The following is a 25,837-nucleotide window of genomic DNA, read 5'->3' as shown; positions in this document are numbered from 1 at the left end:
CACTATACCGGATTCTCGTTAAATAACAATTGGAGATATAAAGACTACTACCAAATAATAGTTTGATTGATTACACCAGTTTAAAATTTATGGGATTACCCACCCTTTTCTGTGCTAAAATACAGATTGCCTTATCCGTTAATTGCAATACCCTAGGATAGCCCCCAGTGGTTTGTCCATCCTTCATCAAGATAATCAACTTTCCTGCGGGAGTTAATTGTACCGTTCCAGGAAGTGTTGCGGAAGTGAGCATGGATAGGTTATGGGGAGTTATTGTTTCATGTACCTGATAGGCCATTCTGTTGTTTTCTTGTGCAACGGTAAATGTTTTTGAAAAAAGTTCCTCTAATTGCCTATCCGTTAAAAGGTCAAATTCCGGTCCTTTACAAACATGAAGGATGGTATCGTCCAGGAAGGAGGCTACTTTAAGCTCGGAAATTTTAGGTTGAAACAATTGTTGGTATTCATAGGCAACAACATCGCCATCCTTAAATCTATTGCTTTCTGTAATAGGTTTATAGTAAGATCGACTTCCCAATATTTTCTTAGCCGTAAAACCACCCTTGACCCCTAGGTAACATCTAAAACCTTTGACCAATTTGCCAAATGAAACAATATCACCGGCTTCTATTTGATAGACCTTATAATTCTGTATGGGCAAGTTGTTCAATGTCGCTAACATTTTTGCTCCTCCCAGCACTATATACGTTTCTTCCTCAAATACCAACGTTGGACCCGTCATGGTAATTTCCAAGACTGCCGCAGAACGTTCGTTTTCCAATAAGGAATTTACTTTGAAAACGGACATTTCGTCCATAACTCCGGAAACGGGCACGCCTTTATTTCTATAAAAGAACCTACCTTCATCTTGGACCGTAGTATAAAATCCCGCTTTTAAAACTTTAAGCATTCAATTGTATTTTTTCCGGTTGATAAATTCCTACTTCGGCCTCAATCTTATGAAGCTTATAGGCCGCTCTTGATATTTCAAAAAATTCTATTTTATCACCTACATTGACAAAACACGGATTTTCTTTGGATGCATCAAAAATTGGGACGGGACAATTTCCTATAATATTCCATCCTCCTGGAGATTCCTGGGGATATATCCCTGCCTGCTTACCTGCAATACCCACTGCACCCTTTTCTACTTTTGCCCTGGGTGACGCTTTTCTGTTGACCTCTAACTTTTCATTTAGTCCTCCTAAATACATAAATCCGGGTAAGAACCCAATACCAAAAACGGTATATTGGGCACCGGTATGCATTGCTATAATTTCCGCTATGGAGATATTCAATTTTGCACCTACTTCTTGTAGGTCCAAACCAAATTCTTGATCATAGCAAACCGGCAAACGCCAAAGAAATTTGCTTGTTTTGTCCTTATGACCCAATTGAGTATAATAATTTTCCAATTCTAAGGTCAACTTGTTATGATCAATTTCATGCTTTCTATTGACCAACATCAATGAATTATAGGACGGTACCATTTCCCAATCAGGATCGGCAAAACCATTAGATTGCAATATGGCCTGATATTGTAATATAATTTCTAGGATTTGTTCATTGACGGTATGTGGCCATTCTATTAAAATAGCATGTACACCAAACGGTTTAATTTTGATTTTAGGGGAATTCACGGTTTGAGTTGTAAATTAAATTCTGATAATTTAGATGTAATATACGTTAAAATATCAGACGCGGCAGGTGTATCTCCATGAAAACAATAGGTATCCGCATGAATGGGGACATTCATGTTTTCTATAGTTTTTACATGATTTTCTTTGACCATTAATAGTAAATGTTCCCATACATCCTTAGCATTGGTAATTAAGGCATTCTCTTCCTTTCTTGACACCAAACTTAAATCTGTATGATAATTTCTATCCGCAAAGGCTTCCCGTTTAATGTCCCAATGAGCGGAAATGGCCAATTCCGCTATTAAACTGCCATAAGGAACATATAAATACGTATTCTCCCTATATGGTTCAACAGCGTTCAAGAATACCAATGCCAAATTCCTGTTGTTGGCAATATCATTATATAATGCACCATGAGGTTTAATATGATGCAATGGCATATCTAGCTTATTACAGATGTTCGTAAATACTTTTAATTGCTCCCTAATTTGGCGTATTAAGGTGGTATGTGATATCGTCATGGATACCCTGCCAAAATTTTCCCTATCCGGATATGAAGGATGGGCACCAATAGCTACCTCATGAATTTTTGCCAATTGTAAACAAATTGCTATACTTTCCGCAGAACCTGCGTGACCACCACATGCTATATTACATGAACTGATCAATGGAAACAATTTTTCCTCATTGCCTACCCCTTCTCCAACATCACAATTTATATCTATGCTTTTCCCCATGTATTACAACAGACCTATAACGCTTAATATACTTTTAACCCCTAAAATTACGGACAATATGATGATAAAGATTCCAATACAATTTTGTACCAGATTATTTTTATAACTACCCATTACCCCAACCCTATTGACAACCCAAAGTAAGAAAACTGCTATTATAGGCAACAACAATCCATTGGTTATTTGGGCAAACTTGATTACCTGTATGGGTTTAATTCCAAACGACAAAAAGAATACACCAAGAATTAAGATGATCATCCAAACCAATCTAAATCTGGTGTCGTTTAATTTCGCCTTCCATCCAAAGCAACTATTTGCAACATATGCTGCCGCCAATGGCGCTGTGATTGCAGATGTAATTCCGGCCGCAAATAGACCAATACCCATAAAATAAAGTGCCGCAGAACCGTACAACGGTTCCAAGGCCTTGGCCATATCCATAACACTGTTGACTTCTGTAGTGGTTATGGCAGCAGCAGAAATCATGATACTAATGGACACCAATCCACCAAGAAAAATAGAAACCAGCGTATCTCGCTTGGCAAGATTCAAATCGCTTTTCAACTTCCACTTTTCACTTACCAATGCAGCATGTAAAAAAAGGTTATAGGGTACTACGGTTGTTCCTACCAGTGCTATGATAGTGAGAATTCCCTTTTCAGGAATTGAAGGTATAAACAAACCTTTTAATAATTGTGCAATATTGGGACCTGTGAGTAGCGCAGTTGCCAAGAAAGACAAACTCATAATCAATACCAAGAAGATAAAAACCTTTTCCAAGGTCTTATAACTCCCAAAATACAATAGAATAAAAGCGAGACTACCTAAAATATAAGGATACCAATTACTGTATGACATACCAAACAGTGCTTGCATACCTAACGTAGCACCACCGATATTTCCTGCTTCATATGAGGCATTGCCAATAATAATTGCGCATAGAATTAAACCTATGACACTATTACGAACCCAAGTCGTATGCAGTTCTTGCTTAATAACATCTGCCAAACCTTTTTGGGTAACAATACCCAGCCTGGCCGACATTTCCTGTAACACATAAGTTGCAAATATGGATAACACCATGGCCCACAACAAACTAAATCCAAAGTCTGCACCCGCCAAGGTACATGCGGTAACGGTACCGGGACCAATGAAAGCGGCCGCAACAAGAACACCAGGTCCTAATTTCTTAAACATATGAATAATTATGGGTTGTGTAAATATAATTTTAAAAATATGAAATCGCTCACCTCTTTCAATTTCTATTTCACCACAATTTTAACATTTTAAAATGCAGTTAATCTAAAAATTTGCAGTTCGTCTAAAAGTTGGGAGTCATTCATCGAAACAATATACTATTCTTAAAATATCACGGTTATACTTATCCCAAAACTTAAAACTTAACCTATTAATGACTTGTTTAGAATGTAAGAAAGAACTTGGTTATATAGATCATAAAAATGCAATGGATACTGTGGGTGTTGAACTATGCTCAAAACACTACAAGCGTATAGAACTATTAATCAAACAACATGATACCCCACTAGAGGCCGTACAATTGTATTACGCCTTAAAAGAGGCAGGAGTAAATTCTATGTTAGAATGGTGGGACGGTAAAAAATCTATAGATATCGCCATATCACGTGTAAAGTTAAATATTGAAATAGATTCCAAATATGATAAGCTTACGGAACATGAAGCGATCAATAATTTAGAAGAGGCCATGCATTCTTTTAGAAATGGTTTTACGACCATAAGGATTCCGCATATTGTAGTAAGATATTATTTAAACGAAACCGTAAACAATATTATAGGAATCATGGAAGGCCTAAAGGCCAATATCAAGGTAATCAACTAATACAACGACCATGGAGAATTCCAAAAAAGTATATAAAAACCAGATAAGGGCAGCATTGGCAACCTTACTAATAGGTTTTCTAATGCGGGTATTGCATTGGCCCTATGCAGCAGGAATTATCTTTACATCTTTTGCCGCTATTCTAATCCTGTATGCGGTAAGGTTTTACAAAAAGGAGGATAAAAAACCAGTAGACCTGATAAAAATGGCTATGGTCCTGTTTTGGACCACCAATGGACTCCTAACAATTTTAAAATTTCCATATACCCTAATATTTCAAATTGGCACTGCCTTGACCTTTATAGCCTGGTTTGCTATGGAAGGCACGTCTTACTTTATGGACAAAAACCGAAGCATCAAAAACAGCCTTGCAGAAATCATTTGGAATTTTGTAATGGTAGTAGGTGTTCTGACCATTATCTTGGGCGGACTTATGCACTTATTAAGCTGGGATTATAGTATACCTACATTAACGGTTGGCCTTACCATTGTTACCAGTTATATTCTAAAAGATATATTTACATCTTCCAAACCACATAAGGAAGATGACATCAATAACGAAGGGTTATATTTTTAATAAAGCGCTAGCCCAACCAACCTTCCCTATCTAAACTTCTGTACTGGATGGCTTCAGAAATGTGGGTACCATTGATTGAGGACGAACCGCTAAGATCAGCAATAGTCCTTGCCACCTTAAGAATTCTATCATATGCCCTTGCGGATAAATTTAAACGTTCCATGGCATTTTTCAACAACGTTTTGGAATCTTCGTCTAGTTTACAGAACAAGCGTATTTGTTTTGTATTCATTTGGGCGTTGTAATGGATGTTCTCCAAACTTGCAAAACGTGCCGTTTGTATCTCCCGGGCCGCAGTAACCCTCTTTCTGATTTCCACGCTACCCTCTCCTTTTCTTTCTTCGGATAGTTTTTCAAAAGGTACGGGGGTCACCTCAATATGAATATCGATACGATCAAGTAACGGACCTGAAATCTTGCTTAGATAGCGTTGCATTTCTGCGGGCGATGATGTCACGGGGGCATCAGGGTCGTTAAAATAGCCACCGGGGCTAGGGTTCATACTTGCCACCAACATAAAGCTACTGGGATAGGTTACCGTAAATCTAGCCCGTGATATCGTAACCTCCCTATCTTCCAAAGGTTGCCGCAGCACTTCTAAAACTCCTCGTTTAAATTCTGGCAATTCATCCAAGAACAATACACCATTATGCGATAAAGAAATTTCACCTGGTTGCGGATAAGAACCACCACCGACCAAGGCTACATCGGATATGGTATGATGAGGGCTTCTAAAAGGCCGTTGACTCATTAACCCCATATTCTTTATTTTACCCACTACGCTATGAATCTTTGTGGTTTCCAAGGCTTCATGCAACGTCATGGGCGGCAAAATTGACGGGAGCCTTTTTGCCAACATAGTTTTTCCGGCACCTGGCGGACCTATCAAAATAACATTATGTCCTCCCGCGGCAGCAATTTCCATACACCTCTTTATACTCTCCTGCCCTTTTACATCAGAAAAATCGAATTCTGGAAAATCCAGCTTTTTAAAAAACTCTTCCCTTGTATTGATTATGGTTTGTTCCAACGGGGTACCCTTGTCAAAAAAATCAAGAACCTGTTTAATATTATCTACCCCATATACCTTTAAATTGCCCACAATAGCGGCCTCCTTAGCATTTACGGTAGGTAATATGAACCCCGTAAAACCTTCTTCCTGTGCTTTAATGGCAATAGGCAACGCTCCTTTTATAGGTTGCAAGCTTCCATCAAGGGAAAGTTCCCCCATAATGACATACTTCTCAATATCATTGCATTCTATTTGGCCCGATGCAGATAAAATTCCTAAAGCCAAAGTAAGGTCATAGGCAGAACCTTCTTTTCTAAGATCTGCAGGCGCCATATTAATGGTAATCTTTTTTCCCGGTATTTTATAACCGTTATTCTGTAGTGCGGCGGCAATTCTGTAATTACTTTCCTTAATTGCATTGTCCGGCAGACCTACCAAATGGTACCCAATTCCTTTATCAATATTTACCTCAACTACTATCGTTGTGGCTTCTACACCAAAAACTGCACTCCCATAAACTTTTGTAAGCATTTTTAATCCTTTGGTCTAAAAATAAGGATTTCTTTACTTTTTTGAATTTCTTCCTTGTTCATCATCATTTTCCTGAACTTACCATCCACATACATTTGTGCCTGGTCTTGATAATGCCTACTAAAAGGATTTCCTGATTGGCCAGTGGGCAATATGCTTACACTGTTCTCCACATCAGAAAAATCTATTATTCTTCTGGTAGATGGTCCAGAACTGGTTTTGTACAATCCCGTATCATCATAAGGAAACGCCATATTACTGATGACTTCCCTAGACCCCTCAACCTCAAAGGGACCTACGTTAAAAAATGAGCGTAATGCAGCAATCTGACCTATAGGATGGGTGTGCTCCAAAGTATGTACTTTTTTCCATTGCCATTCATTAATATTGGTACCAAAATCATCCCTTAACGAAACAAGAGCCTGTTCAAATGAACTATTGACAATATCGTTTATTGTTTCCTCACGGTCATTGGTCGCAACATCATCCCACCATACAGAAGCATCATTTTTGGACAAAGGTGCAATTATCCTTTTCATTAGATGGGTACTTAAGAACTGAGAGAACAACTCATCACCTAGTTCATCTTTAAAAGTTTGCTTTAACAGATAATATACCCAGCGGTTATATACCGTTCCTTCAATAGATGAAAGCTCATAGTTGCCATCCCACAGATTTAATAAATCAATGACCTTTAATTCCTTTTCCTTCAAGGTAGAAATATCAATATACTTCGTTAAATTATAGACGATTTCAGGTTCTACCGAGGAGGTAACATCTGTAATCATTTGAGTGGCCGAATTCAAGTCCCAGTCATTTTTAGGCTCCAATAATTCTACGATTCTTTTAGCCCTGTTCTCTGGTAGATAGTAACCAGGATAAAGCATACCCACTATGGAATCCGGCTGATTATTGGCAGAATACACATAATGGGAAGGCGGGTTTATGGCCTGTGGATTTTCATGAAAGGGCAACCATTCCTTTTCTACTGGAAGCCCCTGCCCTTCTTCATAAATAAATTTTGTATGGACCGAATCAGGAATGTGATAAAGTTTTGCCGTAGCGAACCAGGCAATATTACCTTTTGCATCGCCATACATAACATTTAGACCAGGCGCATGAATTTTAGGCAAGGTAGATTTAAACTGCGTGATATTTGTGGCAAAGCTTAAATTAAACAAGGCATCTATAACCTGGTTTTCAGTTTGCGTATAAACCCATGACATGGCTATGGGCCTGTCTCCGTTTATTTGGTCCGCAATTCCATTTAAGACAGGCCCATGAACCGTTTTACGATACTTAAAATTTACAGCTTGTGCATCTTTGACCTTAATGGTCTTTTCTACAATTTCATAATCGACAAACCCATCTTGTGCCCAATATTGGTCCTTATTCGTAGGGTTTGGCCGTTCGTAATAAAAGTCTACATCATCATTCTCAAACATGGTCAACCCATAAGCAATTTCCCTATTGTGACCCAGTAACGGAAAAGGAATACCAGCTATATGATATCCGTATTTAGTATACGATGGTGTTTCTATATGTGCTTCATACCAGACAGATGGTTGCGCAAAACCTATATGTGGATCATTCGCAAAAATTACCTTTCCGTTTTTTGTTTTTTCAGGAGCAATGACCCAGCTATTACTACCTTCAAACAACGGAATTTCCAAATTGCCCAATGCATTATTAACCATTGCAGTTAATTGATTTTGAACGGAATCATTAGAAGTTGGGTTATAATTTTTTATCCATTCCGTATCTATATTGGAACCCACCTGAAGGTCCATTAAATATTCCGGCCCTAATTTTGCATGAATAGTGGTTAACAATGGATCTGTTTTATGTGCCATGGCAAAACTAAAGGCCATATAACCAATGGTATTGTAAATATCCTCCAGGACAAAATCTCGCTTGTCTATACCGGTCAAATAAAACTCTATAGGGGTTGGGCCTTCCGCGATAAATTGATTAATACCCGATAAATAGGCCGAAGCCAATTCAACTCCTTTATTTTGTCCATCTAAATTGGCGACCGTTTGCTTAGTAGCGTCTGAAATACCCAATGACAGAAAAAATTTATCGGTATCCACCAAATCCGGACCAAATACTTCGGAAAGTCCACCACTTGCTATTCTTCGTAATAGCTCCATTTGCCATAAACGGTCCTGGGCATGTACGTATCCCAATGCCCTGAAAGCATCTTTTTCGTTGGACCCGTAAATATGGGGAACACCATAATCATCATAATAAACACTTACCTCCTGTTGTAAACCTGAAAGTTCCTTATTGCCAGAATAATCAGGCTTAAGGGTATAGGTAAATATTCCTACTGCTATAAGCAACAAGACAATGATGACCAGCAAAAATTTGCCAATTTTTTTTAATGTTTTCATAGTTATTTCGGGGAAAGTTATTTCCACCAAGTTATAACTATTTTTAACATAAAGGGCTCGCAACTCTGCTTTTTACTGACAAGTAGTCAACATCTTACAAAATTAAAGGTCTATTTTGCATTCCCTAGGCCTTCTAAAAGCCAATTTTTATACGTGGGAATATCGGTATTCTGTATAGCAGTATTCAAAACCTCCAAATCTGGGGACAACAGCACATAATAAGGTTGGGAAATTGAATTAAAATTTACTTCCTGAAACGTACCCCATTTTTGCGCAATATTATTGATTTTCTTAACTCTACCACTTTCAAATTGGAAATTGAATTTTTCGGATTCCGGTAATTCCTTTCTATCGTCCGTATATAATGAAATCAATACAAATTCATTTTTAAGCAATGGATATATTTCACCATCGCTCCATACGTTTTCCTCCATCTTTCTACAATTCACGCAAGCCCAGCCGGTAAAATCCAATAAAATGGGCTTATTGACCTCTTTGGCATATGCCAGACCACTCTCAAAATCCTTAAAACAATCTATACCTAAGGGACAATCACTTTCCTGTTCAAAAATGCTATAAAATTCCGGTGGCGGAAAACCGCTCAATAATTTTAATGGAATAACCTTAACAATACCCAATATGAGATACATGGTAAATACTAAACTGACCACCCCAGTAAATTTACGTCCAAGCGATAGTTTTTTTACCGGTGCATCATGTGGAAATTTATAGAGCCCAAACAAGTATAAGGTCATAGCAACACCAAGAAGAATCCAGATTCCTAGGAAAATTTCACGCTTTAATATTCCCCAATGACCTACTAAATCTGCATTAGAAAGAAACTTTAAAGCCAGTCCTATTTCCAAAAACCCAAGCACCACTTTTACCGTGGTCATCCATCCACCAGATTTGGGCAAGGAATTCAACCAAGCCGGAAACAATGCAAAAAGTCCAAAAGGCAATGCCAATGCCATACCAAATCCGGTCATACCAGCAGTAAGGTTGGTAGCAATTTCACCCTCTGCCAAGGTTGTACCACCTAATAGACCGCCCAATATTGGTCCAGTACATGAAAAGGAAACAATGGCCAAGGTGACCGCCATAAAAAATATACCCAAGACCCCACCAACTTTTGATGAGGCAGCATCCATCTTATTGGCCCATGAGCTAGGCAGTGTTAATTCATAATAACCGAAGAATGAAAACGCAAAAAATATAAAGATGATAAAAAACAAAAGGTTCAACCATACATTGGTGGCTATGGAGTTTAATATCTGCGAATCTACAGAATCAAATAAATGAAAAGGTAAGCTTAACAAAAAGTAAATCAGTACAATAAAAAAGCCATACAGAAGTGCATTAATAATCCCCTTCGATTTTTTCTTGGTCTGTTTGGTAAAGAACGATACGGTAAGCGGTATCATAGGAAATACACAAGGTGTCAATAAAGCAATTAATCCGCCAAGAAATCCCAGTCCAAAAATTACCCAGATATTGGTGCCGGCCGTAATATTCTCCTGACCTTTAACAAGAAGTTCCTTGTTCGTTAAGTCTAACCGAAGTTCCTTGCTCAACGCCAAACTTCTATCATCTACCATTACCTCCTTAGCTTCTGCCGTGGAACCATCCAACCTAAAAACAAATTGCTTGTCCATAGGAATACAGACCTCCTTACATACCTGAAAGAACAAGTCTACCACAATTTCATTAACAACGGTATCCTTTAATTTTATACGCTGTGTAAAAATAGCATTGTCCTTAAAATAAGTCTCGTCCACTTCAAAAATATCACTATACTCTACAATAGTTTCGCTTTCATTAGTGCCCCCTATCAACTCATAGACCGTTCCATTGCCATTATAAGTAAATTCACTTGGCAAGGAACCATTTTCTGAAGTAAACTGGGAATACACATGCCATCCATCCATAATATTGGCTTTCATAACCAAATCATATTCCGTCTCTGAAATTTTATTGACCTGCTGTTCCCAAGCTACCGGATTTTCATCTGTCTGTGCTTTTACGGCAAATGGCCATACACACAAAAAAAGAATGAGCACTAAATTTTTTATCATGTTATTTCTATTTTTAAAATCTTTTGGGCATTATCCACGACCTTAAATCTATTGTCCGCACGCATTCCTACCACCCAAACAATCTGATCTTGCGAGCATAACAACCAAATATTCTCTTTTGATAGGATATCCAATTTTTCATCCTTAAAAAATTTGGCCAATTTTTTTTTGCCATTTAACCCTATTGGATAAAAGTAGTCGCCCTTTTTCCATTTCCTTAACGTCAAAGGATATTTTAACGTATTTTTCTGTACGTAAATTATGTCTCTTGAATTATCATAACGTTGGGAGACCTCTGAAAATTTAAGTGATACCGGGTGTTTAACAACTACTGCATCCTCCCTAATATCATAAGAATGTTTATCATTATGAGTTTGTACAGGAGAGAGCAATAAAAACTCACGATTCTTTACCAAAATATGTGTATTGGACCGTATAAATTTACCGCTTAATCCGTCCAAGATAGATTCAAGATTATCCAGTTCCCTAAATCCGTATTCATAAAATAGTCCATGTAAGTAAGTAGACAATGGATGTAGCTTCTTTAATTTGATAATAGGGATTTGATATCCATTTCCCTGTGGAACGAACAATTCTTTCTTTAATTCTTCTAGATATGCATTGGCTATCGTGTTGGTTTGTTCTAAATACCGCAATGTATTTTTAAAATTCTCCGAAAAGGTTGGGTGAAGTTCCTTTAGAATTGGAACAAGATCGATCCTAATTTTATTTCTAAGATACTTGGTATCTGCATTACTACTATCTTCCCTCCAACGTATAGCATTGTCCTGTGCATAGGAAGCCAACTGCTCCCGTGTAAAAGGTAACAATGGCCTTCTTAAATATGTTGTTTTGGCCGGTATTCCCATTAGGCCTTCAATACCGCTTCCCCTTGATAGGTTGATCAAAAATGTTTCAAGATTATCGTTGGCATGATGTGCGGTCAACAATATAGAAATGCCTTGTTCCCCTAAAATTTTACGAAACCAGGCATAACGCAATTCCCTACAGGCCATTTGCATGGAAACCTTATGTTGGTTGACATAGCCCAAGGTATCAAAACGGGTTACAAATATTTGACTATTAAGTGATTTTGCCAATGATCTTACAAAATCTTCATCTCCATCACTGGCATGACCACGTAGGCCAAAATTGCAATGTGCCATTGAAAACTTCAAACCTAATTCCTTACAAAGTACGCAAAGAACCACACTGTCCAATCCACCACTACAGGCAATTAAAAAGTGATCGGTCATTAACTCCGGAAAGTCTAATTCAATATGTTCCCTAAAGGCTTTTAACACGGGATAAAGGTACAGAAGTCACATAAGATTATTAAAAACATATACCAGTATTTTTAAGCTTACTATTTTAATGGTATAGAATTAATGCCCAAAAAGAAGCTTTATTTAAAAAGACATATCATTACTTTTTAGATTTCTCAACTTTCACTAAAATATACTATACTTCTACGACTACATTGTCCCCCTATGCGCTTTAATTCTTTTCAACTACATTTTCCGTATTAAAGCTATCACAATAAATATTGCCAATTATGCCCTTCCAACTCCATATCGCACAATCCTAAAATATGGCATATGACCGACCATTAAACTTTATTTATGCCAACTGCAGAGTTAACTTGACCAACCTATCATTGTTAGATTTTGAAGATTTGATACCCACAAATATCAAAAGCAAACCCAAAAGCCCTAATTTATAGAAGATTAGGAATTTATTTTAAATACGGAATACCTTAACTTATTTTATCTAATTTTGCGCCAGTGAACATCCAAACATACTGTTATAGAAGTATATAGGATATATTAAAAGTAATGAGCAACGTTAGAACCAGATTGTTTTTTTTGGATGCCATACGCGCTTGGGCCATTTTGATGATGCTACAAGGGCATTTTATAGATGGACTTTTAGACAATGCCTTTAGGGATAGCTCAAATTTAGTGTTCAGCACTTGGAAATATTTTAGGGGTATTACCGCGCCAGTATTCTTTACCGTATCCGGATTCATTTTTACGTTCTTATTGATTCGTTCGCCCCAAACGGGCTGGAACAATCCCCGTGTAAAAAAAGGTCTAAAAAGAGGATTGGAGCTATTGGCAATCGCATATTTACTAAGAATGAATCTTTTTGGCCTGTTCAAAGGGGAAATTTATGATTCATTTTATTTGGTGGATGTTTTACACTGTATAGGCCTTTCATTACTATTTATTATAGCGTGCTATTTGCTGACGTTTACCAAACAAAAATGGATTTTCCCTGGTGTATTGGCAGGCACAACGTTGGTTTTGTTCATTTTTGAACCGATTTATAAATCAATGAGCTTTGAGATATTACCTCAATTTCTCGCCAATTACTTTACAAAAGCACATGGTTCGGTATTTACGATTATACCATGGCTGGGCTATGCCTCTGTAGGTGGATTTCTTTCCGTTATTTTCACCAAGTTTCAGGAACACAAAAAGTTGTACACCGTTCTTATACCAGCATATATTGGTGTTGGATTGACCTTGATTTTTCTTTCATCGGATTTTTTCCATACGGTACACGAGATAACCGGTATAGCTTTATTTGAAGCGATATATTCTAACAATTACCTATTTATTAGACTTGGTGATGTGCTATTGGTCTTTTCCCTATTTATTCTTCTTAGAAGTTTCTTAATGAACGCTACGTGGTTAAAAATTGGTCAGAGTACATTGTCCATCTATGTGATACATTTTATCATTTTGTACGGTAGTTTTACAGGAGTAGGCCTATATAGGTTTTTTCATCACTCCCTAACTCCGTGGATAGCCATTCCGGGGCAATAATGTTTATGTTCATTTGTTCTTTTTTGGCCCTGAAATATGAAGACCATAAAATAGAATTTAAAGCCGGTATTTCTTCCTTTTTATCCATAGCAAGGATTTATTTGGAACAATTTGCACTAATAGCCTTTGAAGTCTTAAAAAGCGTTACGGAAAAGGTATTACGCACTTTAGGCCTAATTAAAAATTAATTTTTGTTCATAAAAAAAAGCAGCCTGTTCAAGGACTGCTTTTTTATGTAATTATTGCAATCAATATTTATATATGCAGTGCGCGATCGTCAGTTGCGGCCAACGCTGCCTCTTTAACGGCTTCCGCATAAGTTGGGTGTGCGTGGCTCATACGCGAGATATCTTCTGCTGAAGCCCTAAATTCCATAGCTGTAACCGCCTCTGCAATTAAATCGGCACAACGTGCCCCGATCATATGAACCCCTAAAACCTCATCGGTCTTTTTATCGGCCAATATTTTTACAAATCCATCCGTGTCCATACTGGCCCTGGAACGGCCCAGTGCACGCATTGGAAACTGGCCAACCTTAAAATCAACGCCCGCTTCCTTCAACTCTTCCTCGGTCTTACCAACAGCGGCAACCTCTGGCCATGTATATACAACGCCCGGAATCAAATTATAATCAATATGGGGTTTTTGGCCCGCCAATTGTTCTGCAACCAAAGTACCTTCCTCTTCTGCCTTATGTGCCAACATTGCACCTTTTATAACATCACCTATAGCATAAATGTTATCTACATTGGTCTTTAAATGCCCATCTACGATTACTTTGCCCCTATCATCCAAGGCAACTCCTGCAGCCTCAACGTTCAACCCGTCTGTAAATGGTCTACGTCCAACGGCCACTAAACAATAATCCCCTTCAAAAACAACCTCTTGGCCTTTTTTGTCATCAGCCTTTACTATTACCTTATCCCCTTTTCGTTCAACGGATTTAACTTTATGGGATAATGCAAACTTTATCTTTTGCTTTTTCAACACTTTGGTCAATTCTTTGGAAAGGGCACCGTCCATTCCCGGAATAATACGGTCCATAAATTCCACTACCGTAACTTCCGCACCAAGACGCTTATACACCTGACCTAATTCAAGGCCAATAACCCCACCGCCAATTACGATCATGTGTTTGGGTACCTCTTTCAACTTTAATGCCTCTGTAGAAGTAATGATACGTTCTTTATCCAATTTTATAAAGGGTAAGGTAGAAGGTTTGGAACCTGTTGCTATAATAATATGTTTAGCTTCAATATCTTCTGACTTACCATCGTTCTTTTTAATAGAGACATGTGTTGCGTCCTTAAAGCTCCCAACACCCTCATAAACGGTAATCTTGTTTTTATCCATTAAAAACTCAATACCCTTAGTAGTCTGATCAACGACACTTTGTTTACGGGCAATCATTTTTTCCAAATTGACCTTTATTTCTCCCGGTATTTCAATACCGTGCTCATCAAAATGTTTAATGGCATCCTCATAATGATGTGAAGAATCCAACAACGCTTTTGAGGGTATACACCCAACATTTAAACAGGTTCCGCCCAAGGTGGAATATTTTTCAATTATTGCTGTTTTCATTCCTAGCTGTGCACAACGTATTGCCGCTACATATCCACCAGGTCCAGAGCCTATAATGGCTACATCATATTGATCCATAAAATATTTGTTTTCTAATGTCCTACAAAATTAATACTATTTTTAGTTTTACAGGGGTATAGCCGTAGAATGCTTTACCTCTTTTATGGTAAAAGAACTCTGTGTACTACCAATATGGCTCATAGCCGTAAGTTTATTGACCATAAAATGACGGTAAGCATCCATATCCTGCACATGTATCTTCAACAAATAATCATAGTCACCGCTTAAATGGTGGCACTCTACTACCTCTTGTAATCGTAATACCTGAGCCTCAAACTGAGCAATATTATCCTTGACATGCTGTACTAGTTTTACATGGCAAAAAACGGTAAAATTTCTATTGACCTTGGCCTTGTCCACTAAGGCTACATAATTCCTAATGGCCCCGGTACGTTCCAAACGCTTTATACGTTCATAGATTGCGGTGGTTGACAAACCCAATTGCAGTGCATATTCCTTATTGGTTTTCTTGCTATTGTCCTGTAAAAGAGCCAATAGCTTAATATCCTTATCGTCTAGTTTCATTTTGATTAATTATCTAAATAACAGATGTAATAGCTGTAAATATAAATTTAAAATCTAAAAAAATATATATTATAGAATTAAAATCTACAATTAAACAAATGCATTGACAATTATTTTACTATAGACTAGATTTACTTAAAATATTATTCATGAGCACAAAGCATAGTAACAACTTACAGGACCTTCAATATTTTGGAGAATATGGTGGAGTCAATCCATCTATTTCGGATTCATCTACCTATACCTTTATCTCGGCCAAAACCATGTTCGATACCTTTGAAGGTAATACGGAAGGGTGTTACCTATATAGTAGGCATTCCTCACCGTCCAATCTATATCTGGGCGAAGCCTTGGCCGCACTGGAAGGCACGGAGACCGCTAATGTTACGGCAAGTGGCATGGGTGCCATTACCGCAGTAATACTACAATTGTGCAATACCGGTGACCACATTATTAGTAGCAGGACCATTTATGGAGGTACTTATGCGTTCATGAAAAACTTTTTGGTTAAATTGGGGATAACCACCACATTTTTGGATATCACAGATTTAAAAGCGGTGGAGAATGCCATAACCCCAAATACTAAAATGATCTATTGTGAAAGTGTGAGCAATCCCCTATTGGAGGTAGCCGATATTTCTGCGCTTTCGCGGATTGCCAAACAGAACACCTTACCATTAGTGGTTGACAATACGTTTTCTCCGCTTACCGTATCTCCTGCAAGACTTGGTGCCGATATTGTTATCCACAGTCTTACCAAATTCATTAACGGAACCAGTGACTGCGTTGCCGGTGTGGTTTGCGGCTCAACCGAATTTTGTTTAGCCCTTAAGGATGTGAACAATGGAGCGGGAATGTTATTAGGAAGTACTTTGGACAGTATGCGGGCAGCATCTATCCTTAAAAATATGCGTACCTTACACATTAGAATGAAACAACATAGTGCAAACGCACTATACTTGGCCAAAAAATTTGAACAAGACGGTTTAAGGGTCGTATATCCTGGACTATCATCTCACCCAGGTCATTTAATCATGGAAGACCAAATGAATCCGGAATATGGCTATGGCGGATTATTGACCTTAGATGTAGGGACATTGGAAAATGCCAATACCTTAATGGAATTAATGCAAGAACAAAAATTAGGCTATTTAGCGGTCAGTTTAGGGTTCTACAAAACCTTGTTCAGTGCGCCTGGAAGTTCTACCTCTTCAGAAATTCCTATTGAGGAACAGGAAGAAATGGGCCTTGGAAACGGCCTAATTAGATTTTCCATAGGTCTTGATGACGATATAGAACGCACGTATTCCATGATGAAAAAATGCCTTATGGACCTTAAGATATTGGATTCCACCGGCATAAAAGCCTAATAATCGATTTTATAAACGGTTTGCACATCAATCCCATAAATCGTAATATTACGTAGAATCCAAACTCATCTTTAATGGCCGACCATAATACCAATGAGCATAGAGAAAATGAACATATTGTACAGAACAGGGAACTGAGTATTTTAGAAGCTCTCATTCCGGTTATAGCCTTAGTAGGAATGCTAGCTTATAATGTATATGTTTTTGGGGATGATGCGCTAAGCGGATCCAATCAATTCATACTATTATTAGGAGGCGCCATAGCCGCAATTGTAGGTTTTTTTAATAAAGTTTCCTATAAACAAATGTTTGCGGAAGTTGCGGAAAATATAAAAGCTACGACCGGAGCATTACTTATCTTATTAATGGTTGGCGCCTTGGCCGGTACTTGGCTGGTAAGTGGTGTAATACCGGCTATGATCTATTATGGTCTTCAAATCTTAAATCCCACTATATTTTTGGCCGCCTGCGTTATCATCTGTGCAATCATATCCGTGGCCACCGGCAGTAGCTGGACCACCTCTGCAACAGTTGGTATTGCCCTTATAGGTATTGGTGAAGCCTTAGGTGTTTCCTTGGGAATGACGGCAGGGGCCGTATTATCCGGTGCATATTTTGGAGATAAATTATCTCCTTTAAGCGATACTACAAATTTAGCACCGGCAATGGCCGGTGGGGAATTATTTACCCATATTAAATATATGTTATGGACAACGGTTCCAACAATTTCAATTACGTTATTGGTGTTCATAATTATTGGACTTAACATAGATACGAGCGGTGTTGCGGATATCGACTCCATTTTATCCTCTATAGACGCCACCTTCAATATAAACGGATGGTTATTTTTGGTTCCAGTGGTAGTCGTCGCATTGATAGTAAAAAAAACACCTCCATTGGCCGCATTGCTCATTGGCACCTTGCTGGGTGCATTATTTGCCGTCATTTTTCAACCTGAGGTCGTTGCTGGAATAACGGACAGTAAACAGCTAGATTTTCATTCGGCATACAAGGGTATATTACAGGCAATTACTGTTAGTACTGAAATTCCAACGGACAATGAGGTGTTGAGCGATTTGTTTTCCGCAAAGGGAATGGCCGGTATGATGGGTACTATTTGGCTTATTGTTTGTGCCATGGTTTTTGGCGGAATTATGGATGGTATTGGAGCATTGTCCCGTATTACAAAGGCCTTATTAAGTTTGGCTAAATCTACATTTGGTCTATTCTTTAGTACAGGTATAAGCTGTATTGTGCTAAACGGTACTGCATCTGACCAGTATTTGGCCATTGTGGTTCCGGGCAAAATGTTCGCCAAAGCATTTAAGGATAAAGGTCTAGCTCCTGAAAACCTGAGCAGGACCTTGGAAGATACGGGAACGGTAACTTCCGTACTTATTCCTTATAATACCTGTGGAGCATATCATAGCGGTGTATTAGGTGTTAGTGTAGCGGAATACTTTGTATATGCCATTTTTAATTGGTTAAGCCCGATCATGACTTTTATATTTGCCGCGCTCAATATTAAGATCAAACGCATATTCACCAAATAACTCATTTGCACAGTTTGCTTATAAGTTCCTACCCCGGTCGTTAAAGTAACGATCTGATAATTTATGGCACCTATAATTAACACTTCAACAAGAAAAACATACAAATTCTTACGCCATTCAAAATAGTTATTCTTGCATTGAAAATTCTAATTTTGAATGCTGCAATACAGGTTTTCATGCACTAATTTTGCCTTACAAATAAATCAATAAACGAAAACATATTATGGCATTTGTAGGAAAAAAATTCCCAAATCTAAGCGTTAATGCAATGAACGAAATGGGCGATACTTTTAAGATCAACGTATTGGAAGAAGCTCAGAAAAACAATAAAAAAGTAGTTCTTTTTTGGTACCCAAAGGATTTCACTTTCGTTTGTCCTACCGAACTACATGCTTTTCAAGCAGCTTTAGGTGAGTTCGAAAAAAGAAATACAATGGTAATTGGAGCGTCATGTGATACCGCAGAAGTTCATTTTGCTTGGTTAAGTACAGATAAGGACAACGGAGGAATTGAAGGTGTTACCTACCCTATTTTAGCTGATAGCAACAGAAATTTAGCGGCTACTTTAGGTATTCTTGACACAACAAATAAAGAATACGATGAGGTCAATGATATCATTACCGTTGAAGGCGATAATGTTACTTACCGCGCCACTTACTTAATAGATGAGGAAGGAACCGTTTTCCATGAGGGTATCAACCATATGCCTTTAGGTAGAAATGTAAACGAATATCTTCGTTTAATAGACGCTTACACCCATGTACAGGAAAAAGGAGAAGTATGTCCTGCCAACTGGGAAGAAGGCAAAGAAGCAATGTCCGCCAACAGGGAGGGTGTAAAATCCTATCTATCCGCACACGCTAACTAAACAATTTTTATCATAGGGCATGAATGATTTCATGCCCTTGTTAATCCATTAAACAATTGAAGTTATGTTACTAGAACTAGAAGAAGATAATCTACAGGAAATTATAGCTAATAATGATAATGTTGTTGTTCAGTATTCGGCCACTTGGTGTGGTAACTGTAGAATCATGAAGCCTAAATTCAAAAAAGAGGCTTCAACCAATGAGAACATTACCTTTGTCATAGCCGATGCCGAAAAATTCCCTGCCTCAAGAAAACTTGCCAATGTTGACAATTTGCCAACGTTTGCATCTTTCGAAAAAGGGAAATTAAAGAATCAGGTCCAGACCAATAAATATGACCTTTTAAAAGAATTGATCAGTGAGGTTGCCTATAATTAAATTACTGACGGAATTTATTGAGGAAAAGGACAGTGATTACGTTCTGGAAACCATTGAAACCTTAGAAGCCCTTACGGAATTACCCTCGTTAAAAGATGAAGAGCTTGATGTTATAGGAGAATTGATTTCCAATATGTACGGTGCTCTTGATGTAGCGCAGAGCATACAGGATGGTATTCCAAAAAAAGATGCCATGAACCAATTTATGCAACGGGTTCTTGGCTCCATTGATAAATAAAATACCCAAATAAATATTTAAGGTTCTTTCATGCATGAAAGAACCTTTTTTTTATCCTTTAATTTACGTTTAAGCTTTATATTTTATAATTTCACAACTTTAAATCTTAAACTTAAAACATGGCTTCCGTAACACTAAAAGGCAATACCGTACATACTATTGGATCATTACCGACTAATGGTAATAAGGCTCCAGAATTTCAATTGACCAAAAACGACCTATCTACCGTTAAACTTTCGGATTATGAAGGTTCTAGGGTAGTTTTAAATATTTTTCCAAGTGTGGATACTGGTACCTGCGCACAGTCCGTAAGACAATTTAACCAAGAAGCTGCAGAGCTGGACAATACCATTGTATTATGTGTTTCCAAGGATTTACCATTTGCCCAAGCAAGATTTTGCGGTGCGGAAGGTATTGAAAACGTAGAAATGCTTTCAGATTTTAAGGATGGCAATTTCGGTAAAGCGTATAACGTAGATTTCTCTGATGGACCTTTGACACCACTACATTCCAGAGCTGTCGTAGTACTGGATGAAAAAGGAAATGTCATCTATACGGAACAAGTAGCGGAAATAACCGAAGAACCTAATTACAAGGCGGCATTGGAGGCGTTGATGAGTTAAAAATAAATCCATGCCCAAAGAATCCTTTTTGGTCAATCGTATCAAAAGTGTTGGTTTCGCCTTAAAAGGAGCCTGGTTATTGGTACGCACCGAAGCAAGTATAAAAATTCAAGTGGTCATTGCCATGGTGGTTACCATAGCCGGTTTTTATTTTGAAATTTCAAGCACGGAATGGATTCTGCAGATTTTTGCCATTGCCCTAGTTTTAGGTATAGAAGGCTTAAATACGGCCGTTGAAAAAATATCAGATTATGTACAGCCAGAGTTTGATGTTAAGATAGGCTTTATTAAGGATATTTCTGCCGGTGCCGTTATGCTGGTTTCAATAGCTTCGGCAATTATTGGGCTCATCATTTATATTCCTAAGATTTTCCAGTAAGCGCCAACATTTCCAATTGCTCAACGTAAATTTGTAATTTAGCACCAGAATAAAAGATTTAATGGCAAAGAAGGCAACTAAATCAAAGCCAAAACCTACTAAAAAAGGAACATCGTTTAAATTGTCCAAACAGAATAAAATTATTTTGGGCAGTTTACTCATGCTTTTTAGTATTGCATTGTTTTTTTCATTTATATCCTTTTATTTTAATTGGCAAGATGACCAAAGCCTATTGACGGAATTTAAGGACCGTAATGAACTTGCCAAGAATTTATTGAACAAATTTGGTGCTAGCATCAGTCATTTTTTCATGTATAAAGGCTTTGGACTGGCCTCGTTAATTTTCCCGTTCTTAATTTGTATAACCGGCATTTATCTATTTTTAGGATTGCCTTTAAAAGCCCTGATCAAAAAATGGATATGGGGGCTTTTATTTGTAATATGGATTTCAATCGCGTTAGGGTTCTTTGCCATTGAAACCCCTTTACTAGGTGGATTGATCGGCTATGAAATGAATGACTTTCTGCAGGACTACGCCGGCAAAATAGGAGTATTGTTATTATTGCTCTTTGGACTGATTTTCATTGTGGTCAGATTATTTGAGCTTACGCCAGAAGCTATAGGCTCATTCTTTAAATCAAGAAAAGAGGCCATTTCATCAGAATTTAAGGCAAGTAAGGAACGAAAGAAAACACTTGCAGAGGAAGAAGAGCTGATAACCTCTTCCTTAGAGGAAGAGTCCCCTATTGTAGTTGATACCTACACTCATAAAACCGAAATCCCCCACTTAGAACCAGAACCGGAATCCAAGGATTTTGAAGTTGTTGCCCCTGAGGAAGAGGAAACCTTGGATATGGAGGTGGAACAGGTTATTGAAGAACCTGAGGAATTAGATTTATTGGCCAACAAATTGGTCGACGACTTTGGTGAATTTGACCCTACGCTGGAACTGGGTAATTATAAGTTCCCAACCATAGAATTATTGGATCAACATGGGGTAACCGGTGGTATTACCATAAACCAAGAAGAATTAGAGGAAAACAAGAACAAAATTGTAGAAACCCTTAAAAATTACAAAATTGGGATTGCCCAGATTAAAGCAACCATAGGGCCTACCGTTACCTTATATGAAATAGTACCGGAAGCGGGTATACGTATTTCCAAGATAAAAAACCTTGAAGATGATATTGCCCTGTCGTTGGCGGCCCTGGGCATACGTATCATAGCACCCATACCGGGTAAGGGCACCATTGGTATTGAGGTACCCAATAAAAACGCAACTATAGTCTCCATGCGTTCGGTAATTGCGTCAAGCAAATTTCAAAAGGCCGAAATGGAACTTCCCATTGCATTTGGAAAAACGATCAGTAACGAAACTTTTGTAGTTGATTTGGCTAAAATGCCACACTTGTTAATGGCAGGTGCCACAGGTCAAGGTAAATCCGTTGGTTTAAATGCGGTATTAACCTCGTTATTATACAAAAGGCATCCAGCTGAGGTTAAATTTATTCTTGTTGACCCCAAGAAGGTAGAATTAACGCTTTACAATAAAATTGAGCGCCATTTCTTGGCCAAACTACCCGATTCAGAAGAAGCGATAATTACGGACAATACCAAGGTAATCCACACCTTAAATTCCCTTTGTATAGAAATGGATAATAGGTATGAGCTCTTAAAATTGGCTATGGTCCGTAACCTTAAAGAATACAATACTAAGTTTAAAGCGCGTAAACTTAATCCGCATGACGGACATAAATTTTTGCCCTATATCGTTTTGGTGATCGATGAGTTTGCAGATCTTATCATGACCGCGGGAAAGGAAGTAGAAACCCCTGTTGCAAGATTGGCGCAATTGGCAAGGGCCATTGGTATCCATTTGATCATTGCAACACAACGACCATCCGTGAACGTTATTACAGGTATCATTAAAGCTAACTTCCCGGCAAGGCTCGCATTTAGGGTAACTTCCAAAATAGATTCAAGAACTATATTGGATACTGCAGGTGCCGATCAATTAATTGGTAGGGGTGATATGTTGTTTACCCAAGGTAATGATGTAACCCGTATTCAATGTGCTTTTGTAGATACCCCAGAGGTAGCTAAAATTGTTGAGTTCATAGGCAGTCAACGAGCATATCCAGATGCCCATGAGCTCCCTGAATATGTTGGCGAAGATTCTGGCACGAGTCTTGATAACAATGTGTCTGAAAGGGACGCTAAATTTCGCGAAGCTGCAGAAGTTATCGTAATTGCCCAACAAGGCTCCGCCTCATTGATTCAGCGTAAGTTGAAATTGGGATATAACAGGGCTGGCAGAATTATTGATCAGTTAGAGGCAGCAGGAATTGTAGGTCCATTTGAAGGCAGTAAGGCAAGACAGGTTTATGTAACGGATATTGCCGCCCTTCACCAAATTTTGGATAATGAATAATATTAAAAACATGATGAAAAAAATTATTATTGTATTTACGGCTATTTTAATGACAACTTTGGCCAACGCACAAAGTTCAGATAAGGCAAAATCATTATTGGATGAGGTATATGCCAAAGTAAAGAGTTACGACAATATATATGTAGATTTTAAATTTGACCTTAAAAATGCGGAAGCGGGAATAAATCAAGAGACCAGAGGTGATGTAACACTTTCCGACGAAAAATATATATTCAATTATTTAGGGTCCCAACAACTCTATGACGGTAAGAAAGTGTATACCATTGTACCTGAAAATGAAGAAGTGACCATTGAAGACCAGTCTGATGACGAAAACGCCATGACCCCTTCTAAAATGTTGACATTCTATAAGGAGGGCCATAATTATGCATGGGATATTTTACAGAATGTGCAGGGTAGAAAAATTCAATATGTAAAATTGACCCCAATAGATTCTGATACCGAAATAAAATCAAGATTATTGGGAATAGATATGGGTACAAAGCATATCTATAAACTAATTGAAACCGGAAAGAATGGCACAAAGACAACGATCACTGTTAATTCTTTTAAAACAGACCAAGATTTGTCCAAAACCTTATTTACTTTTGATGAAGCTAAATATAAGGATGAAGGCTATTTCATTCTAAGAAATTAGATCTATTGAGAATTCTAGACCGTTATATCCTATCAAGGTTCGTCTTTAATTTTGTCAGTTCGTTTGTAATATTGATGTTTATCTTCATATTTCAAACGATCTGGTTATTTATTGACGATATTGCAGGTAAAGGTCTAGATATCATCATTATAGGAAAGTTTCTTTTTTATTTACTACCAGATCTCACCGAAAAAGTTTTACCGTTAACGGTACTATTATCCTCTATACTTACTTTTGGGTCCATTGCAGAAAATTATGAGTTTGCAGCAATGAAGGCTTCAGGTATTTCGTTGCAGCGCTCAATGTTGAGCTTGATAATATTTGTGGTCTTACTAGGGGGTGTCACCTTCTTTTTTGCCAATAATGTCATTCCCTTATCCCAGCGAAAAATATACAATCTTAGGAGAAATATTGCCAAGGTAAAACCTGCCGCTGTTGTAGCAGAAGGTGTTTTTAGTGATTTTGAAGGGATGAACATTAAAGTGGATGAAAAATATGGGGAGAACGATCGCTTCTTAAAAAACGTCATTATCCATATAAAGTCCAAAACCAATTTGAATACTACGGTCATTAAATCCAAAACGGGAGAATTGATTAGTAGTGAAGATTCTGATTTAATTCAATTGGTATTACATGATGGGCATTACTATGAGGATATTGTCACTAAAAGTAATGACAGCAAAATGCAATTCCCCTTTGCACAAGCCAATTTTGATACCTACACCATGAATATTGAAATTCCCGACATCAACAATGATGAATTGGAAGAGGAACGGGACATCAGTACCGATAAAATGAAAAACATTTCAAGGTTGTCCAAAGATATTGATTCCTTAAGGGGAGACAATTACAGGATAGTTCGTGCGTTTTCAAAAAATATTGAGAGTAGAATTGGCCTATTTGCTCCATTGGTCATTAAAAACAAAGATTCCGTTAAAGCAGATATGGTTTCCAAAAAAGATTCCATTACCGCGGAAAAAGCAAAATTGGCCAGAGCAAACACCGCCCTGCAAGATTCTATAAAGGAAAATTTCCTTGTACTTTTCCCAGAATGGCAACAGTTGCAAATACTAAGTAGTGCAAAAAATGCAACTAGTAGTATTTTAGGTTCTGTAACCGGTAAAAAAGAGGAAATGCAAAAGCGGTATAAAATATATAACATGCACATACTTTCACTTCATAGTAAGTATGCCTTGGCATTTTCCTGTATTATATTATTTTTTGTGGGTGCCCCTTTAGGTGCAATTATTAGAAAAGGCGGACTAGGTTTACCCATGGTTATTGCCATAGTGCTGTTTCTTATCTACTATTTTATAGGTGTTTTTGCCGGAAATTATTCCAAAGAAGGAAATATTCACCCTATGTTAGGTGCCTGGATAGCTACATTGATTATGCTGCCGTTAGGAATATTTTTAACTAAAAGGGCAACGGAAGATAAAGGAATGGTCGATTTTGGTTTTATAACCGATTTCTTCAAAAAATTATTTAAGAAAAAAGACAAAAGCTGATTCT

The 25,837-nt window shown here is 37.8% G+C and carries 24 protein-coding genes; 14 read left to right on the top strand and 10 right to left on the bottom strand.

Annotated features, from left to right (window positions below; translation table 11 throughout):
• Positions 1 to 70 precede the first annotated feature (70 nt).
• The 4 genes from Q2T41_RS17695 to Q2T41_RS17680 are packed head-to-tail and all read right to left on the bottom strand — an operon-like array spanning position 71 to position 3,574.
• Positions 71 to 910 carry a 5-oxoprolinase subunit C family protein gene (locus Q2T41_RS17695; RefSeq protein WP_304437157.1) on the bottom strand — a complete coding sequence of 280 codons (840 nt, stop codon included), beginning with the start codon at positions 908 to 910 and terminating at the stop codon, positions 71 to 73.
• A complete protein-coding gene (pxpB, locus tag Q2T41_RS17690) occupies positions 903 to 1,640 on the bottom strand; it encodes a 5-oxoprolinase subunit PxpB (protein ID WP_304437156.1) in 738 nt (245 codons plus the stop codon). Before pxpB ends, Q2T41_RS17695 begins: the two co-directional genes overlap by 8 nt.
• On the bottom strand, positions 1,637 to 2,377 hold the full coding sequence (locus tag Q2T41_RS17685; protein ID WP_304437155.1) for a LamB/YcsF family protein: 741 nt from the start codon (positions 2,375 to 2,377) through the stop codon (positions 1,637 to 1,639). The genes pxpB and Q2T41_RS17685 overlap by 4 nt, the downstream gene beginning before the upstream one ends.
• 3 nt (positions 2,378 to 2,380) lie before the next feature.
• The gene (locus tag Q2T41_RS17680) at positions 2,381 to 3,574 is read right to left on the bottom strand and encodes an Nramp family divalent metal transporter (protein ID WP_304437154.1); all 1,194 of its coding nucleotides are present in this window, start codon (positions 3,572 to 3,574) and stop codon (positions 2,381 to 2,383) included.
• Between the two features lie 214 nt (positions 3,575 to 3,788).
• Here Q2T41_RS17680 and Q2T41_RS17675 point away from each other — a divergent pair, with 214 nt between their 5' ends.
• Together Q2T41_RS17675 and Q2T41_RS17670 are read left to right on the top strand one after the other, a co-directional pair.
• Positions 3,789 to 4,235, top strand: coding sequence for a hypothetical protein (locus Q2T41_RS17675; RefSeq protein WP_089261365.1), 447 nt, complete (start codon positions 3,789 to 3,791; stop codon positions 4,233 to 4,235).
• A 10-nt stretch (positions 4,236 to 4,245) separates the two neighbouring features.
• Positions 4,246 to 4,812, top strand: coding sequence for a hypothetical protein (locus Q2T41_RS17670; RefSeq protein ID WP_304437153.1), 567 nt, complete (start codon positions 4,246 to 4,248; stop codon positions 4,810 to 4,812).
• A 7-nt stretch (positions 4,813 to 4,819) separates the two neighbouring features.
• Here Q2T41_RS17670 and Q2T41_RS17665 read toward each other — a convergent pair whose 3' ends face one another.
• The 4 genes from Q2T41_RS17665 to tilS all read right to left on the bottom strand — a co-directional run bounded on the left by Q2T41_RS17665 (position 4,820) and on the right by tilS (position 12,130).
• Positions 4,820 to 6,355 carry a YifB family Mg chelatase-like AAA ATPase gene (locus Q2T41_RS17665; protein WP_304437152.1) on the bottom strand — a complete coding sequence of 512 codons (1,536 nt, stop codon included), beginning with the start codon at positions 6,353 to 6,355 and terminating at the stop codon, positions 4,820 to 4,822.
• Positions 6,356 to 6,357: 2 nt separating this feature from the next.
• Complete coding sequence (locus Q2T41_RS17660; protein ID WP_304437151.1) at positions 6,358 to 8,751, bottom strand: penicillin acylase family protein; 2,394 nt, start codon at positions 8,749 to 8,751, stop codon at positions 6,358 to 6,360.
• A gap of 110 nt (positions 8,752 to 8,861) precedes the next feature.
• Positions 8,862 to 10,826 (bottom strand): protein-disulfide reductase DsbD family protein, encoded by a 1,965-nt coding sequence (locus tag Q2T41_RS17655; RefSeq protein WP_304437150.1) that lies wholly within the window; start codon positions 10,824 to 10,826, stop codon positions 8,862 to 8,864.
• Positions 10,823 to 12,130 (bottom strand): tRNA lysidine(34) synthetase TilS, encoded by a 1,308-nt coding sequence (gene tilS, locus Q2T41_RS17650; RefSeq protein ID WP_304437149.1) that lies wholly within the window; start codon positions 12,128 to 12,130, stop codon positions 10,823 to 10,825. The genes Q2T41_RS17655 and tilS overlap by 4 nt, the downstream gene beginning before the upstream one ends.
• A 531-nt stretch (positions 12,131 to 12,661) precedes the next feature.
• On the opposite strand from tilS, the gene Q2T41_RS17645 reads away from it, so the two are divergent.
• Together Q2T41_RS17645 and Q2T41_RS20825 are read left to right on the top strand one after the other, a co-directional pair.
• Complete coding sequence (locus tag Q2T41_RS17645) at positions 12,662 to 13,657, top strand: heparan-alpha-glucosaminide N-acetyltransferase domain-containing protein (RefSeq protein ID WP_367186899.1); 996 nt, start codon at positions 12,662 to 12,664, stop codon at positions 13,655 to 13,657.
• Positions 13,657 to 13,845 (top strand): hypothetical protein, encoded by a 189-nt coding sequence (locus Q2T41_RS20825; protein WP_367186898.1) that lies wholly within the window; start codon positions 13,657 to 13,659, stop codon positions 13,843 to 13,845. The genes Q2T41_RS17645 and Q2T41_RS20825 overlap by 1 nt, the downstream gene beginning before the upstream one ends.
• 67 nt (positions 13,846 to 13,912) lie before the next feature.
• Here the strand turns inward: Q2T41_RS20825 and lpdA are convergent, their stop codons facing one another.
• Together lpdA and Q2T41_RS17635 are read right to left on the bottom strand one after the other, a co-directional pair.
• Positions 13,913 to 15,319: a dihydrolipoyl dehydrogenase gene (gene lpdA, locus Q2T41_RS17640; RefSeq protein ID WP_304437148.1), complete on the bottom strand. Its 1,407-nt coding sequence runs from the start codon at positions 15,317 to 15,319 to the stop codon at positions 13,913 to 13,915.
• 48 nt (positions 15,320 to 15,367) lie between these two features.
• Positions 15,368 to 15,826 carry an Lrp/AsnC family transcriptional regulator gene (locus Q2T41_RS17635; RefSeq protein WP_089261387.1) on the bottom strand — a complete coding sequence of 153 codons (459 nt, stop codon included), beginning with the start codon at positions 15,824 to 15,826 and terminating at the stop codon, positions 15,368 to 15,370.
• Between the two features lie 149 nt (positions 15,827 to 15,975).
• Between Q2T41_RS17635 and Q2T41_RS17630 the strand changes: the two genes are divergently transcribed.
• From Q2T41_RS17630 to Q2T41_RS17585, 10 genes are all read left to right on the top strand, one after another.
• Positions 15,976 to 17,196: an aminotransferase class I/II-fold pyridoxal phosphate-dependent enzyme gene (locus tag Q2T41_RS17630; RefSeq protein ID WP_304437147.1), complete on the top strand. Its 1,221-nt coding sequence runs from the start codon at positions 15,976 to 15,978 to the stop codon at positions 17,194 to 17,196.
• 74 nt (positions 17,197 to 17,270) lie between these two features.
• Positions 17,271 to 18,749 carry a Na+/H+ antiporter NhaC gene (gene nhaC, locus Q2T41_RS17625; protein WP_089261391.1) on the top strand — a complete coding sequence of 493 codons (1,479 nt, stop codon included), beginning with the start codon at positions 17,271 to 17,273 and terminating at the stop codon, positions 18,747 to 18,749.
• 223 nt (positions 18,750 to 18,972) lie between these two features.
• A complete protein-coding gene (locus Q2T41_RS17620; RefSeq protein WP_089261393.1) occupies positions 18,973 to 19,617 on the top strand; it encodes a peroxiredoxin in 645 nt (214 codons plus the stop codon).
• 64 nt (positions 19,618 to 19,681) lie between these two features.
• On the top strand, positions 19,682 to 19,996 hold the full coding sequence (locus Q2T41_RS17615) for a thioredoxin family protein (protein ID WP_089261395.1): 315 nt from the start codon (positions 19,682 to 19,684) through the stop codon (positions 19,994 to 19,996).
• Positions 19,977 to 20,234: a DUF6952 family protein gene (locus tag Q2T41_RS17610; RefSeq protein WP_089261397.1), complete on the top strand. Its 258-nt coding sequence runs from the start codon at positions 19,977 to 19,979 to the stop codon at positions 20,232 to 20,234. Before Q2T41_RS17615 ends, Q2T41_RS17610 begins: the two co-directional genes overlap by 20 nt.
• A 119-nt stretch (positions 20,235 to 20,353) precedes the next feature.
• Positions 20,354 to 20,857 (top strand): thiol peroxidase, encoded by a 504-nt coding sequence (gene tpx / locus Q2T41_RS17605; protein WP_304437146.1) that lies wholly within the window; start codon positions 20,354 to 20,356, stop codon positions 20,855 to 20,857.
• 10 nt (positions 20,858 to 20,867) lie between these two features.
• Entirely contained in the window at positions 20,868 to 21,236 is a 369-nt protein-coding gene (locus Q2T41_RS17600; protein ID WP_304437145.1) for a diacylglycerol kinase family protein, read from the top strand.
• 61 nt (positions 21,237 to 21,297) lie between these two features.
• Complete coding sequence (locus Q2T41_RS17595) at positions 21,298 to 23,667, top strand: FtsK/SpoIIIE family DNA translocase (protein WP_089261403.1); 2,370 nt, start codon at positions 21,298 to 21,300, stop codon at positions 23,665 to 23,667.
• 13 nt (positions 23,668 to 23,680) lie between these two features.
• Positions 23,681 to 24,325, top strand: coding sequence for an outer membrane lipoprotein periplasmic chaperone LolA1 (lolA1, locus tag Q2T41_RS17590; protein WP_304437476.1), 645 nt, complete (start codon positions 23,681 to 23,683; stop codon positions 24,323 to 24,325).
• A gap of 74 nt (positions 24,326 to 24,399) precedes the next feature.
• On the top strand, positions 24,400 to 25,833 hold the full coding sequence (locus Q2T41_RS17585; protein WP_379922029.1) for an LptF/LptG family permease: 1,434 nt from the start codon (positions 24,400 to 24,402) through the stop codon (positions 25,831 to 25,833).
• Positions 25,834 to 25,837 lie beyond the last annotated feature (4 nt).

Source organism: Maribacter confluentis (genome assembly GCF_030505015.1).
GTDB lineage: Bacteria > Bacteroidota > Bacteroidia > Flavobacteriales > Flavobacteriaceae > Maribacter > Maribacter sedimenticola.
The sequence above is the reverse complement of the archived record's forward strand: the minus strand, read 5'-3'. Positions and strand labels throughout refer to the sequence as shown.